Here is a 15,431-nt window from a genome sequence, read left to right on the forward strand (position 1 = left end):
TAAACTAAGTTTAAAAGAGCAAAAAAGACAAATATTTTATTTTTAATTGTAATTTAATGTTATTTTATGTTATTTTTCATTATAATTATTTTGATACAAACCAAGGAGTGAATGGTGTGAAAAAATTATTAACACTGTTAGGAAGTGTTAGTTTAACAGCAAGTACAGCAACAATGGCTGTTGCTTGTGGTACTGACTATGACATTAAAGAAGACGGAAACTCAATTCTTATTCAATTTTTACAATCAATAGATGGAAAAGCAAAAATTACATCTACTGATATTCTATGAAAATTAATCAATTCATCAAATGGTCCAAAGAATAGAGAAAAACTAACTTTAGACTTATTGAAAATGATTAATTTATCTATTCTAGCTAATATAGATTCAGAAGAAAATGAATTTACAATAGATGAAGATAACTTATATACAAACTATGATTTAAAAAACACTTTAAAAGAAAGATGAACAAATCTTATTTCAATTGTTGATAGACAAATAGTTAATGAAAAAGATGTATATAAAAAAGAACACGGTAAAAAATGAGAAAAAGAATGAAATAAAATGCTTGTAGATAAGTACAGCGTTTATCAAGATGATGTCAAATCAATGGATAAAAACTTCCTAGAAAACAAATATAAAGCAGATCTTCTGTTAACAGATGCAAATAATAACGCTTCAAAAACGCTATTAGATGTTTTAATTAACACTGATCAAACAGGAGTTACTTGAATAAGTTCAAATGATATTATTAAAAAACATAATGCACTTACAAAAGTAATTAATGACAATAAAGATAACGATGCAGCAATTGCAAGTTATTTAAGAGCTGATTTAGATCAAATAGCTCAAATTGATAATTCAACAAAGAGTGAGACAAGCAAATGAGAAGAAACTAAATTGACTACTGAATCAAGTGATGCTGCTATTGTAGCTGAAGCTAAAAGAGTAAGTGAAATTGAAAAAGAGAAAATTTTATATGATACTCCAGTTAATTTAAACAACTTCACAATAAGTGATACAAATAACTCAAGAGCAGGTTTCCTAAGTAATTCACAGAAATTTTTCTTAGATCGTTTCTATAATACTCAAGCCCCTCTTGCTATAAGTGAAGTTGTGGTTCCTTTTTCTGAAAATGGAACATTCGATGATGGAGTTACAGTATCAGATTTCCAATCATTAGATGGAAATGATCAAAAAAATACTAACGAATTATTAGAACAAATAGCAAAAGATGACTCAACTGATACTTGAAGAAGATGAATGGTTGAAGCAAAAACAGATAAACATCCAAAAGCAACTGTAAAAAACTACGATAAACTTATGACTTTAAGCAATTCAACAGATTTTACTCAAGATATGAGAGCAGTTGTTTATGACTTTACTCTAAGTGGTGATGTTAAAGCAAATGGAAAAGAATTTGTTCCAACAGAAGGCGAAAAAAGATTAGAAAATTTAATTAACGACATTTCAAGAGAAAAAAAAGACGGTAAAAAATTCTATGTATATAATGAAGATCAAGGAAGAGTTTATTATGTAGATTCAACTGGATTACATATAGTTCAAATTGATGGATATAGTTATTTAAAAGAATCAAAGACAACTGAAAAAATAGGTAAACGTCAAGAAGGAATTATAGAAAATAAGATTAATGAAGAGACACTAGCAGAATTAAATGAGTTCAAAAAATATAATGCTTTACAAGATACTGAAAAAGTAGCTGCTTTACAAACAAATAGAAGTAAAGATGGTACATATGGGAAATTAAATAAAACAGTAGTTAACCCCTACTTACATTATTTAACAAACTCTTCAATGTTAAAAGGAATTGCAGGTTCTGCATATAGTTTTGATATCATGTCAGAAGTTAAAACTTGAGCACAAGTATCTTCTTCAACAGATGGTTCTGCATCATATTGAATGACATCAGTATTTGATTATTTTAAAACTATTTCAAAAGTAAAAGAAAAAGAAAATGACTCATCATTTAGTCAAGAAGAATTTATAAATAATTATATTACTTTCAATATAAGTGAAGAAAAAAGTCAAGAAGAAGAAGTTATTCAAAAAACTCAATCTTGATTCTATGCAGCAGTTAATTCAAAACAAAGTTTAACAGCAATTGATCCAGCTATCTTATTTATTGAAGCTAGTGAAAAATGAACTGATGAAATAAAAACAAAAACTGATGCAAGTGGTTATCCAAAATTAATTTTAGATAACATTACATATAAAGAAGAAATTGTTTCAGAAACCATTAAAACATTTTGAAAACCAACAATAAAGGAAGAAAATACAGGTGATATGATTTTAGATAATAATTTAAAATCAGTAGTCTTTGATTATAATTCAATTATTAAAAATGTTGAAACATCATATCTTTCTTTCAAAAAAGGAGGGAGTAAATAATGAAAAAATTATTAGGAATACTTAGTGCAGTTTCATTAACTGTATCTACCCCTTCTCTTGTTGTAGCTTGTACAAGTGCAAGAATAACTAAACCAAAATTAAATAAAGAATTAGCTAAAAAATTATTAGTACAAATATCTGGTAATAAAGACCTTGCAAACATTGATTTTGGTTCATTATTTACAGATGCTGAAATTGAAGCTGTAATTGTTAACATGATAAATGAATTATTATCATTACAATATAGTTTTGATTCAACAAACAGTATGTTTAAAAGTTTAGATTTTAAAGATCTTTACACTTCTGATAAAGATAAAGGAATTGAAGAGTCATTTAAAACTAAATACAGTCTTGAATCTAGAACAATTGCTGAAAATAAACTTTTTGAAGATTATACAAAATCAGTTGGGACAACAAGACTTGACTATTGAGCAATAAGAAATAACTATAATTTAAACATTCAAAATGATAAAACAAAAGTAAATTCTATGAGTGGTGAACAAGTAGAAGTTAATAGTACTAATCCATATATTTATATTTCTGATGCTTCACCTACTGGTGAAGCACAAGATAGCATTTGAAAATTTTCAAACGAACAAGGAAATAATGGTACAATTGCAGGTAAAAGTAAACTGCCTACAATTGAAGAATTAACAAAAGAATATCAAGAAAATGGTTCATCAATGTTTTGAGTTAAAAATATAGAGGGTGAATTTGAAAATATTAGTGCAAAATCTGCATTATATTTAAGATTTCAAGATTACTTTGAATCTAAATTATTAGAAGATATGAATGATAATCTTCTAACAAATGCCTACTTAAAATCAACAATGTTTAATATTAAAACAATTGAAGAAGAAAAAGCACCATTCATTAACCCTTCTTCAGCAATGTTTTCAAAAACACAAACATTAAATGAAACTTCAATTAATGAATATTGAAAATCAAATGTTAAAATGGTTTGAACTTTAAAATTTGATGTTACTCAAGCACAAACAATTGATAACATAAATAAAGAAATTAATAAACAAGCTGAACTTTTAAATACTAGCAGTGGTGCATTAAAAGAAGGAAAAAAAATTAGTGAAATTGTAGAGATATTTGAATCAGGTGCAATTAAGCCTATTAATGATAATAAAACTGCTTATGACTCATACTTTGGATTACAAGGTTATCAAGGTTTAACTATTTATGATGGAGATAATGCAATTGGAGAAAGTCCAATTGCAGGTAAAGCTTACGAAGCAAAAGTAAAATCATGAAATAATGGTCCTGGTATTATAAAATCAAGTTCAGAAAACTTCTTAACTATGGACGCTGAAAATAATAACTATGCAGATTTAGTAATTGTTCTTCCAATCTATATGATTGAATTATTAGGAGCATCTAATAGTGAAGAGTCAACTTACAATATTGTTGGTAAAGATAATGAAGAAACAAGCGCTATAAAATTTAGTAATACTATTGGAAATGACACTATTTATAAAGATAGATGAAATAATAAAAATAACTCAACATTACATTCAGCAGATGTTGCTGAATTAGCAAAAAATGAAAAAAAACAAGAGGCTTTATTAAATCAAATTATGTTTGGAATCTCAAAAGATCCTAATTCAAGTGATTTAGCTAAAACAATCATATATTCAAAATACTTGGATAAAGATGATGTTTACTATGCTGGTCTATGAGACAAAATTGGAACATATATTAAAAGTGAAGACGATAAAGACGAATAAAATTAAAAATAAACCTCCATTAGGTTTATTTTTTTTTATAAAATATTTAAGAAATGAGGAGTTAAAATATGGATTGTATTTTTTGTAAAATTGTTAACAAGGAAATGGCCTCTAAGGTTTTTTATGAAAATGAATATACCCTAGCCTTTCTTGATATTTTTCCAAATAGTGATGGTCATTCTTTAGTTATTCCAAAAAAACATTTTGAAAACTATGAAGAAACAGATGATTTTTATTTGCAAGAAGTTGCTAAAACCAAAAAAATTGTAGCTAAAATGTTAAGAGAAAAGTTAAAATCAAAAGGTATTAATTATGTCTCTAATCAAGGCTCAGAGGCCTTTCAAATGGTATTTCACTATCACGAGCATATTATACCTAAATATGTAAAAGAGCAAGGATATGGCTTTAAAATCAATAATAAACCCGAAGATCTGACTAGTATTGATGAAATTTTCAATAAAATAGTAGATTAAAATATATTAATTAAAAAAAGAGAATTACATTAATTTGTAATTCTCTTTTCTTTTATTTTAATTCCTTAGTTTCCATAAATTTTTTAAACCAATGATATGATTTTTTTAAATACCTATCACCAGTTCCATTATGTTTGTCATCATAGTCCACATAAACTATTCCATAACGCTTATTAAACTCACTTGTAGCTCCACTAACTAAGTCAATTGATGTTCACATCGTATAACCAAAAACATTAACACCATCTTTAATTGCTTCATTAATTTGAATGAAATGTTCTCTAAAGTAATCAATTCTATAGTCATCATCTACTGTTTTGTTTTTATTTAAAGTCTCAGTTACCCCAATTCCATTTTCTGAAATAAATAAAGGTAATTGATATCGATCTCATAATTGATTTAATTCATATCTTAAACCAATGGGGTCTATTTGTCATCCTCACTGAGTTTGTTTTAAATAAGGATTAACTCCCCCTACAGTTAAATTACCTCCAGTTTGACTAACCTTATCAGTTACTGATACAGTGTTTGTTTGATAATAACTAAATGAAATAAAATCAATTGGATTACTTTTTAACAATTCCATATCACCATCAAAAATTTCAAACTCTATTTTATTTTCTTTAAAGAAACGCTTTGCATATCCTGGGTACTCACCACGAGTCATTACATCAAAGAAAAATCATTTTCTAATTTGTTCTTGTTGTAAATTATGAAATACATTGATAGGATTGCAATCATATGAGTATGTTGTCATATCAGATACCATGCAACCAACTTTAATATCAGGGAATTTTTTAGCAAACTTAATCATCTCTGCTTGGGCAATAAATAAATTATGCAGTCCTTGAAAAGATTTTCTTAAAATATTCATATAGTTGCTATCTCTTTCTGTAAAGAAACCTAAACCAGTGTGAGTATAAATTAACGAAATATTTAACTCATTAAATGGTAATCAATACTTAACATATTTTGAAAAACGCTCAATTAAAGTTTTAGCATATTTAACAAATAACTTAATAACCTCACGATTTAAAAATCCATTATACTTTTCTAAAATAGGATATGGAAAGTCAAAGTGACTAAGAGTTACCATAATCTCCATTCCTTGAGCACGACATTCTTTAAAGACACGCTCATAAAATGCTAATCCTGCTTCATTTGGAACTGACTCATCTCCATTTGGATAAATACGTGCTCATGAGATTGATAAACGATATATCTTCATACCAGCATCTTTCATTAACTTAATATCTTCTTTATAGCGATTATAAAAATCATTTCCTAAACGCTTTGGGTATGTATCTGGGCTATTTGGATCTAAACCTCTTAAAAAGTCTTCCTTTGTTAAAGAGTGAACTTTTGATAAGTCCTTTTTATCTTTTAACTCAATATATGGTGTTAAATCAGCAATAGTTAACGATTTACCATCTACTTGATAAGCCCCTTCAATTTGTGCAGCTGAACTTGCACTTCCTCATAAAAAATCTTCTTTTTCGAATTTCATTATATTGAACCTCCATTTGTTTTAATTAATTCTTTGTATCAGTAAAAACTATCTTTTTTATAACGTTTCATATCTTTTAGATCAAATTCATCACGATTTACATAAATAAAGCCATAACGTTTTGAAACTCCCTCATGAGTTGAAATTAAATCAATGGCACTTCAAGGCATATAACCAATTATATCTACACCTTCTTCAATTGCTTCCAACATTTTTGAGATATGTTTTTGGTAATATTCTATACGATAAGTGTCATGAACCTCACCTTGCTTAGTTAAAATATCTTTGGCACCTAAACCATTTTCAGTAATCATAATAGGAAGATTATATCTATCATATACTTCACGTAAAGTGTTTTTAAAACCTTGAGGGTCAATTTCTCAACCAAACTGAGTTTTTTCAAGGTTTTTATTTTTAACAGAAGAAGTGAAACCAGGTATTGTAAAACCCTTTTGCTGATCTTTGGCTTCTTGACTTATCTCATTAGATTTAGGCATCTCTACAGTCATAGTGGCATAATAATTAAAGGCAATAAAATCAGGTTTAGCTTGCTTAATTATTTCCATATCCTTTGGATCAATTACAAAATCCTCTTTAATTTTTTTAATAAACTCTAAAAATACTGGACTGTAATATCCTTTGCAAACAATATCTAAATACACTCAATTACGAACAATATCCATATTTAATTTTGCTGTATAATCAATTGGTTTTGAACTATTTGAATAAACTGAAGAGATATTTGGTGCGGGACCTATTTTTGCTTTAGGCAGCATCTTGTGACATAAATTTATAGCACGAGCTTGGGCTAAATTTAAAATATGAATAACCTCTCATCGATTAAGTTTTTTGCCATTTGGCATTAAACCAATTGCAGATGCAGCCATTGCAAACATATTTAATTCATTAATTGTTAATCAATATTTAATTTTGCTACCATAAGCTTTAAATAAAACCTTACAGTAATCTTCAAATAAATCTGCAAATCTCTTGCTAGTTAATCCTCCTGCTTCATCAATAAAGTTAGGAAAATCAAAGTGAAATATTGTTACAATTGGCTCAATATTATATTTAATTAACTCATTAATTAATTCATCATAAAAGTTAATACCCTCTTCATTTATTTCACCTTTAATATTTTTCATAATCCTAGGTCATGAAATTGAGAAGCGATATGACTTCATTCCCATTTCTGCAAAGAGTTTTATATCTTCTTTTCAATTTTTATAGTGACCAGTTGCATCATGAAAGTTAGTAATCTCTTTTGAATATCCTGGTGACTTATGAATATCATCCATCACAGAAGCTACTTTACCACCTTCAGAAATTGAACCTTCTACTTGATAAGCACTTGTTGATGCTCCCCATAAGAAATCTTTTTTAATTTTATTCATAAATTTTATCTCCGTTTTCTAATATATATAATCCACCATAGCAAGCGGCTTCATTTTTTAACTTTGCAACTTCTACTTTATTTTTCACCATTAAATCAGGATACAATATTCTTCCCTCATAATTAAAACTTTCTGCTTCTAATAATTTAGCAAATATTAGCTCAATGAACTTTTTGTTATTGCTAATTCCTCCCCCTAAAGTAATTAGGTCGTAATCAAGAATGTAATCAAGATTAATTATTAGTTTAGCTAGAGCTGTAATTAAATTATCGAACAAAGTAATCATGATTGGGTCTTTTTTTTCATACATTGCAAAAGCTGTTTCACCATCAATAAACTCTTTTGACTTAATTGCCATCTTATATCTAAATAATACTGATCCAAGACCGCCATATGCTGCAATTGGAAGGTCTTGGCCCACTTCTAAACTGGCAAAACCTTTACCAAATTCTCCAGCTCTAAGAAGATTTCCTTTATGAACTCTATTATTTATAATTAAAGCTCCTCCAAGCCCAGTTCCAATTGTGAGATGAACTTGAGTCTTTATTTTTGAGTTGCTTCTATGATAATACTCTCCAATTAAAGCCGCACGTGCATCATTTTCAAGAACAAATTTTTTACAGTTTTTATATTTAGAAAAAATTTTAACCAAATTTAAATCGACATCACAAATAGCTGAATTACTTAAAACTTGTTTTTTGACTGAATCTACGACTCCAGGGATTAGAATGGCTAATTCAAATTCATCTTTTTCCAAATCTAATATTTTTGTGATTTCTTTGATTACTGTAATTAATTTTGTTTGAAATATAATCTCATTATCTGGTTGTTTTTCTTCTTTATATTTAATGATTTGAGAGCTTATTTTATTTTTATTTTCAAATAAAATAAACTTTGTTCCCATTCCTCCAATGTCAAATGTATATCTTTTCATAGTCTATCCTCTTAAATTTCTAAACTCTTTTTTAAAATCTAAAATGTTATCTCTTTCAATATCTAACTCATAGTTAATACGCAGTGCATTTAAAGCATTGTAGTAATTATTTTTGATGTGACTTATTTTGTCTGCACCAATTTGTTTTTCAAATTTTCTTAGTATTGCTAATAGAGTTGATAAATTATTTGAAATTAATTTATCCAAAGCCTCAAAATTAATTTCTTTTTGAGCTACTTCTAATTTTTCTTTTCATTCTGATACATCATACTTTTTATTAGAGATTTTATATTTTGAAATTAATTTATTGGCTTGTTCAACTTTATTATCTGCCATTAATTTTTTACCTAATAATAAGGTTTTCTCTTTTACTTTTTCCTGCTGACTTATTAATTTAGCAATTTTTGTTCTAATAAAAATTAAGTTTTGAATCTTTATCTCATAATTTTTTATATTTTTATTATTAAATTTATTTAATAATTTATTTATTTTTTTAAGTTCTACTTTAATTTCCTTAGTAGCTTTACCTTCTTGTAAAGCAATTAATTTAACTAAATCTTTAGTAGTCTCCTTTATTAAGACTTTTTCTGTTTTTCTTTCTCTAAATCAGAAGTAGCAAATTATTGCTGCTAAGAAAAAGGAACCTAAACAGCATCCAGTATACATCAAACCATTTGCTAAAGGTGAAATTTCAGAATACCCACCTAGCATTGGTTCAGAGAAATAACCAATTAATTCAAAGATTCCTAATCCAGAACCACCCCGACGAGCTACTCCTAGCATGCCCGATATTGTTCCAAAGACAAAGGCAGCTATTAATCCAGAATATAAGGGTCGTCGTTTTGGTAAGTTAATTTGATATAAAATTGGCTCAGTAATTCCAATAATACCAGCAGATATCAATCCTAAACCTTGATTTCTTAGTTTAATATTTTTTGTTACTAATATAACAGCTATTAAAGCTCCAAACTGTGCAAATAATGATATTCCCCCAGCTACTCCAATTTCTGACTGTCCACCATTAACTAAATGATCAATGAACTGTACAATGGATAATACATTATGTAGTCCAAAAATAATGGCGACCTGCCAGGATGCAACATATAAACCAATTCCTAAACCAAAAGGTAATGCTTTAATATAGAAAACTGATATTGCTAAAATGGATTCAAATATATTTCAAAGAGGACTAAAAATTAGAAAGGTTACAGGTAATGTTATTAAAAATATTAAAAATGGTCGCCCCATCAATTCTAAAGAAGGAGGCATTCACTCCAAAATGCTATCATCTAATTTTTTAGCTAAAATAATTGCTGGCAAGATTACAAAAGGTTTAGTATTCATACCATTTAAGCGAACCTCTGATAGTTGATTTAAAAATAAAGTAATAGGTCTCGTTTTGTCTATTGGCTGATCTCAAAATCTAAACATTACAATATATTCACCCATCCCATTTGGACCACCAGTCACAAATAAATATGGTGAACATAAAATAACAGCAATACCTAACCCAATGATTGGCCTGAGTTTAAAATAATCTGATGCGGCTCAAGCAAATAATATTGCTAACATTACAATTGATGTTCTAGCAATAACAAATAACATAGCTCAAATCACTGGAGCATTTAATAAGTAAATAGTTTCTTCATTTGCACTTGAAGGATCAAATGTAATACTTGGCATTCACCCAGTTTGCTGCAAGATTGAGACCATAGCTTGTAATAATCCTACTCCAATTAAAAATGGTAGAACTCTAATAGTAATTGCAATAATAGCACTTAACATTTGCAAAAATCAAGATTTTTTTGATTTTAATTTTTTCTTCAATTCAAAATTAACATCAACTGACTGATTAATTTCAGTAAAAGCATTTTTCAGTTTATATACATCTTGACCAATAATAACTTGAAGTTCATCATTATTTCAAACAACGCCTTTAACATTATTATTATGTTTTAGCTTTTCTATATCAACTTTACTTTTGTCCTTAATTTTAAAACGTAAACGCGTCATACAATTATAAACACTTGTATAATTCTCCATAGTTCCCACAAATTCGTTAATTGTACGAGCTGCTGAAATATATTTACTGTCTGTTGCAAAAAATACATAAGGGTCTAGATTCTCTTCTTCTTTAATTTCTATTCTTTCTGTATTTATTTCACAAATAAGTTCTCCCTTTTTATAAATTTTTTCTTCAAATACTGGAATAATTATATTTGGATCTTCGAAAACTATTGGCGTTTCTTTTGAGATATTTAGTTTTCTTAATTTATTAATTTCTACGGAGAATATTTTTGTGTCTAGATTAACTTCTTGATTAACTTCTAAATTAGTTTCAAAGTACTTACCATTTAGTTTTATACTATCTAAGCCACAATGAATTAAAACGTTATATCCATCAACCTCAAATCCATAAGCATGTTTGGTATCAAATATCATTTTTACAGTGGCTTGAGAAAATGGTGAGAAAAATAAATTATCCTTTGGAATTATTAATATTCCATCTCCCAGTAGTTTGTTTGCAAATGCATTATCAGAGCATTTTTTAATTTGTCTAACTTCACAATCAACGGGAGCATAAATTTTTATACTCATATTTACCCCTCAAATAAATGATAGTCCAGGAATAAATATAAAATAAAAACTTTCCAAAATGGAAAGTTAATCTTATTAAATTTGTTTTGCTATTTCTAAAATTAGAATATTCAAAGCTAAATTGCGATACACATTTGAAGCATTATTTTTTAAGTAATCCAATTTTAATTTATTATCAGATTCTAAAAAAACTTTCTCATACTGTTTTTCTGAAGTAATTACAAAATTATTAGCTTTTATTGTTTTAGTATTAATTAATCTTAAATATGAATTAAGAGTAAAATTATCACGCCCATAAAAAAGAATAATGTTAATATCCTCATTATTAACTAAAGGCTCATTAAAAATGTCAAAATTCTTAGAAAGAATAAGTGGTCGTTTATTATAACCAATCAAAAAATCTCCAATTCCTTGAGCTATTCAAGAGGTTTGCGCTGATGCATAAATATTAATATTAATATTATTTTTAATTGCTGTTGCCAAATTTTTAATAAAAACAGAATTTTTATCACACCACATTTTAATTAAAACAATTATATCACTTTTAAAATTAATTTTATTAATTGAATCATATAAAAAATGTTCTTTTTTTAAAGAAGACGCAAAAGTTTTAAAATTTGATTCACCCAAACTTTGTATAAATTTTGTAATTTTTGATTCGGAAACAAAACAAATATCTGCAAGTTGCTTTTGAGTTAAAATTTTTTTTTGACGCATCGTATTTATAATATTTAATGCGATAATCTTATCGGTTGTATTTTTATATTCTCTTGTTAAGTTTTCCAATTTTTCATATATAGATTTCATAAATATCCTTTTTACCTCTTAATTGTAAAATACTAAAAAACATTAACTATTTACTAAAGCCTATTTATTTTTTCTTATTATGATTTAAATAACTTCTTCCATCCTCAGAAAGAATTCTTGATGATCAAGCATCCCTTTCCACTTTTGATAATTCATCATTAATTTTATAAATTCTTGCGTCTAATGAGTCTAATGAAGAAATAATAACTGCTTCAATAAGTAAGGGTTCTACAGGAGAGCCATATTCATTTTTACCATGACTTGCTAAAATTACATGTTGTAATTTTAAAACATCCTCATTATCTTTTAATCCTAATTCTATAGCCTTATTTGAAACAAAAGTATTACCTATAGATATATGACCCAATAATTTACCAATATCAGTATATTCAGATGCATTTTTTCCTGCCATTTCAAGTACTTTGCCTATATCATGAAGGATTGTTCCACAATATACTAATTCTCAATCAATATTTGCATATTTATATACTTCTCTTATTGCTTTTGCTCCCATTAATAATGAGTAACTGTGTCAAAATAAACCACCTACCACATTATGATGAATACTTACAGCAGCTGGAAAAGTTTTAAATTCAACTTCATACTGCTTTAAAATTTCTAAAGTTATCTTTTTGTAAGTTTCATTATCAATAGTTGTTATAAAATCTATTAATTTTGCATAATGTGATTCAACATTTATTGGAGCACTAATACTAAACATTTCTTCATTTATCTTATGTTTTTTATAATCTTTTTCTTCAATAATTTCATAAGAATTGACTTTTAATTGTAATTGTTGTCTATAAACATTGGTTGCAGCTTCTATTTTTACAATTAAACCACTTTTTAATTCTTCTACATCTTTTTCAATAGAATTTCAAAGTCTCGCTTCAATTCTTCCAGACATATCAATTAAATTTAAAATTAAATAATTTGCTCCATTATTTCCTGTTGATAAAATTGCTTTTTCTATTCTAGCTATTAAAGTTACTATTTTACTTTCTGCATTAATTTCATTAATCATTTTTATACTCCTCAAAGATAAATTAATTTTAACAAAAAAACACTATTTAAATTGGAAAAAATAAATTCTACACTTTTATTAATTGTGTATAATATATTTTTTAGTTTAATTTTTTAGTGTTTATCTATTATTAAATTAAAAAACCGGGATTCTTTAGAATACTTATAAATTCTTTACCAAACATAATTGCATCCTCCGGCTCTAAACTATTTTGATTGAATGCAAAATTTATTTTTACATAATTTGTTAAATTTCCATCGTCTTTAAATGAACTTGATATTGAAGAAATGTAAATTGATAAGATTGAATTTTTAGTTAATCCAAAATTTGCATTATCTAATCCAAAATTTGAAATATCATAAATAGCCACTTTAACTTCTTTATCTTTTACTAATTGATTTTTATGTATTTCTTTTGAAATATCCAAAATAGTTAAATCCTCAGTTACTTTTACAACTGTATCATTTACTGAATATCCATCAGTTTTTACTAATCTAATAAGCGAATGATTTGAATCTAATTCTTCAAATTTAGTTAAAGCTCTTTTTAAAGCTTTTACATAAAATGCATTAAGTTCAAGATCAACATTTTCCTCTTTTGAAGGTTCAATCATTAAAGTTTGTAAACTTATTAAAGCAGTTATGTCCAACTTAAATGAAAAACTACCTATATTTGTTTTATCTACAATAACTTTCTTTTCAAATGAATTTGATACAAGCTTACTATTTTCTATTGCTTTCAATTCAACTTCTGCAAACTTAGAATTAATACTTTTCGATTTTTCATCTATTCTTTTCACTATTGAATTAATGTTTTTTTCATTATCTTTATTAGTTTCTTTAGTTTCTTCAATAAATGAAGAAAGTTTTTTTTCAATTTCTTTAAAATTATTATTTAATTTTTCACTATTTTTTAAAACTTTCTCTAATCTTTCATAATCTAGTTCCTTTAAAAATACAGAGTTAGATTCTTGAACAATAGTTTCTTGCTTCTTAGTATTTTTTGGTTTTTGTTTTATTTCAACTACTTCCAAGTTATCTTCAGTATTATTTTTTGATAGTTCCTCTAAAATTTCAGATTGAGAAACAGTTGAAATTTCATCTGAAAATAAATTACTATCTTTAAAATTTTCAGAATTTTCATAAACTACTTTTTTAGTAATAGTTTCTGTTACAATTGTTGGATTTTCTTTTATCTCAAAAGTTGAAGTTTCAGTTTTAATTGTTTGAACATTAGTAGACTCAATTTTTGCTTCTGCAATTGGATCTTCAGTAAATTCTTCTTCTATTTGAAATTCACTTTCTATAATTTCATCTTTTAAATACTTTTCAGTTTCAAAATTATCAAGAATATCTAAATCCTTTTCAACTAAAACTTCTGGCATTTTTTCTTTTTTTGGTTTTAGTTCTTCAGATTCTTCTTCCTCTGATTCATTTATTAATTTTTCTAAGTATCCAAATTCACTTAAACCATCTTTTAATGTGTCATTCATATTTGATGGTTTTTTTAATAAATTTTTCATTTCTTTATAAGAGAATATATCAAATATAGTATCTCCATGTGAAACAATTAATGATTCAATTACATAAATGTTTCTAATTACTCCATCTGTTGTAGAACGTATATCGAATTTTTCAAGTTGTGTTGATATTATTGCTAATATTTGATCTTTTTTGACTGGTTGGCCTTCTTTAACTAATACTTGTTCTACAATACCTTTATATTTTTTGACATTCTTAAATTTTATTTTTTCCATAAAGAACCCCTTTAGTTAAAGTGCTAATAAACACTATATTAATATTTTACACTACTTTGACCAACTATTGTAGCTTTTTATATAGACTCAAAGAATATTTTATTATTCTCAGATAAATCAATAATTCTTGAAAGACATACACTAAAAAGAGGAGCTGTTATATAACTTTTAATTGGTAAATTTTGGCATTGAACTATTAGTCTAGATACTAAATCAAAAATATTGCTTACTTCACCTCTATATGTCGCTAATAAAGGTCCAAAGTCTTTATATAAAAGCATTGCATTTATTATTAAATACATAAAAATTGAAGCCTTTATACTTAATGTACTTTGAACTGCAAAATAAATATATGTAATTAAAATATCTTCTAAAATAGATTCCAAACCATTTTCTTCAATTAGACCATTTTCAAAAAAAATGGTCATTTCATCACTTCTTTTTTTAATAAACTCTTTACTTTGAAAAATATCTTTAAAGTTTTCATTTTCATCAAGTAATACATAAATTTCTTTGTAATCTTCTCAAGTAAAAGCTCATTTATGTTTTGCAGTATTTATAAAATTCTCTCTTGTTTCAACTATTTTAGTTCTAATAATCTCTCAAATTTTTAATAGGTTAATTAAGTTTCTTCCATAGATTTCTTCTGAATCGTCAAATAGATATTCTCCATTTGCAATTAATTCAAATATTTCTTCTTCTGATATTTTAAAATCATTGTAATATGAAAGACTTGATACTAATTTTGAGCCTATTTCAGCTCATACTCTTTTATCTCTATACAAACAAAACCT

The 15,431-nt window shown here is 26.5% G+C and carries 11 protein-coding genes; 3 read left to right on the forward strand and 8 right to left on the reverse strand.

Annotation, left to right across the window (positions count from 1 at the left end; translation table 4 throughout):
- The first annotated feature begins 116 nt into the window (after positions 1 to 116).
- The 3 genes from AACL15_RS04390 to AACL15_RS04400 all read left to right on the forward strand — a co-directional run bounded on the left by AACL15_RS04390 (position 117) and on the right by AACL15_RS04400 (position 4,617).
- Positions 117 to 2,408: a lipoprotein gene (locus AACL15_RS04390; RefSeq protein ID WP_339033803.1), complete on the forward strand. Its 2,292-nt coding sequence runs from the start codon at positions 117 to 119 to the stop codon at positions 2,406 to 2,408.
- On the forward strand, positions 2,408 to 4,144 hold the full coding sequence (locus tag AACL15_RS04395) for a lipoprotein (protein ID WP_339033805.1): 1,737 nt from the start codon (positions 2,408 to 2,410) through the stop codon (positions 4,142 to 4,144). The genes AACL15_RS04390 and AACL15_RS04395 overlap by 1 nt, the downstream gene beginning before the upstream one ends.
- A 68-nt stretch (positions 4,145 to 4,212) precedes the next feature.
- Positions 4,213 to 4,617: an HIT family protein gene (locus AACL15_RS04400; protein ID WP_339033807.1), complete on the forward strand. Its 405-nt coding sequence runs from the start codon at positions 4,213 to 4,215 to the stop codon at positions 4,615 to 4,617.
- A 52-nt stretch (positions 4,618 to 4,669) separates the two neighbouring features.
- Here the strand turns inward: AACL15_RS04400 and AACL15_RS04405 are convergent, their stop codons facing one another.
- The 8 genes from AACL15_RS04405 to AACL15_RS04440 form a co-directional block, all read right to left on the reverse strand.
- Entirely contained in the window at positions 4,670 to 6,124 is a 1,455-nt protein-coding gene (locus AACL15_RS04405; RefSeq protein ID WP_339033809.1) for a glycoside hydrolase family 1 protein, read from the reverse strand.
- Positions 6,124 to 7,518, reverse strand: coding sequence for a glycoside hydrolase family 1 protein (locus AACL15_RS04410; protein WP_339033810.1), 1,395 nt, complete (start codon positions 7,516 to 7,518; stop codon positions 6,124 to 6,126). Before AACL15_RS04410 ends, AACL15_RS04405 begins: the two co-directional genes overlap by 1 nt.
- Positions 7,511 to 8,452, reverse strand: a complete 942-nt coding sequence (locus AACL15_RS04415) for an ROK family protein (RefSeq protein WP_339033812.1) — start codon at positions 8,450 to 8,452, stop codon at positions 7,511 to 7,513. The genes AACL15_RS04410 and AACL15_RS04415 overlap by 8 nt, the downstream gene beginning before the upstream one ends.
- 3 nt (positions 8,453 to 8,455) lie before the next feature.
- On the reverse strand, positions 8,456 to 11,050 hold the full coding sequence (locus AACL15_RS04420) for a glucose PTS transporter subunit IIA (protein WP_339033814.1): 2,595 nt from the start codon (positions 11,048 to 11,050) through the stop codon (positions 8,456 to 8,458).
- 75 nt (positions 11,051 to 11,125) lie between these two features.
- On the reverse strand, positions 11,126 to 11,857 hold the full coding sequence (locus AACL15_RS04425) for a hypothetical protein (protein WP_339033816.1): 732 nt from the start codon (positions 11,855 to 11,857) through the stop codon (positions 11,126 to 11,128).
- Positions 11,858 to 11,921: 64 nt separating this feature from the next.
- Entirely contained in the window at positions 11,922 to 12,881 is a 960-nt protein-coding gene (locus AACL15_RS04430; RefSeq protein ID WP_339033818.1) for a 3'-5' exoribonuclease YhaM family protein, read from the reverse strand.
- Between the two features lie 130 nt (positions 12,882 to 13,011).
- A complete protein-coding gene (locus AACL15_RS04435) occupies positions 13,012 to 14,637 on the reverse strand; it encodes a biotin/lipoyl-binding protein (protein ID WP_339033820.1) in 1,626 nt (541 codons plus the stop codon).
- A gap of 77 nt (positions 14,638 to 14,714) precedes the next feature.
- Positions 14,715 to 15,422 carry a hypothetical protein gene (locus AACL15_RS04440; RefSeq protein WP_339033821.1) on the reverse strand — a complete coding sequence of 236 codons (708 nt, stop codon included), beginning with the start codon at positions 15,420 to 15,422 and terminating at the stop codon, positions 14,715 to 14,717.
- Positions 15,423 to 15,431 lie beyond the last annotated feature (9 nt).

The organism is Spiroplasma endosymbiont of Cantharis rufa (genome assembly GCF_964019665.1).
In the GTDB taxonomy this organism is placed as follows: Bacteria; Bacillota_I; Bacilli_A; order Mycoplasmatales; family Mycoplasmataceae; genus Spiroplasma_A.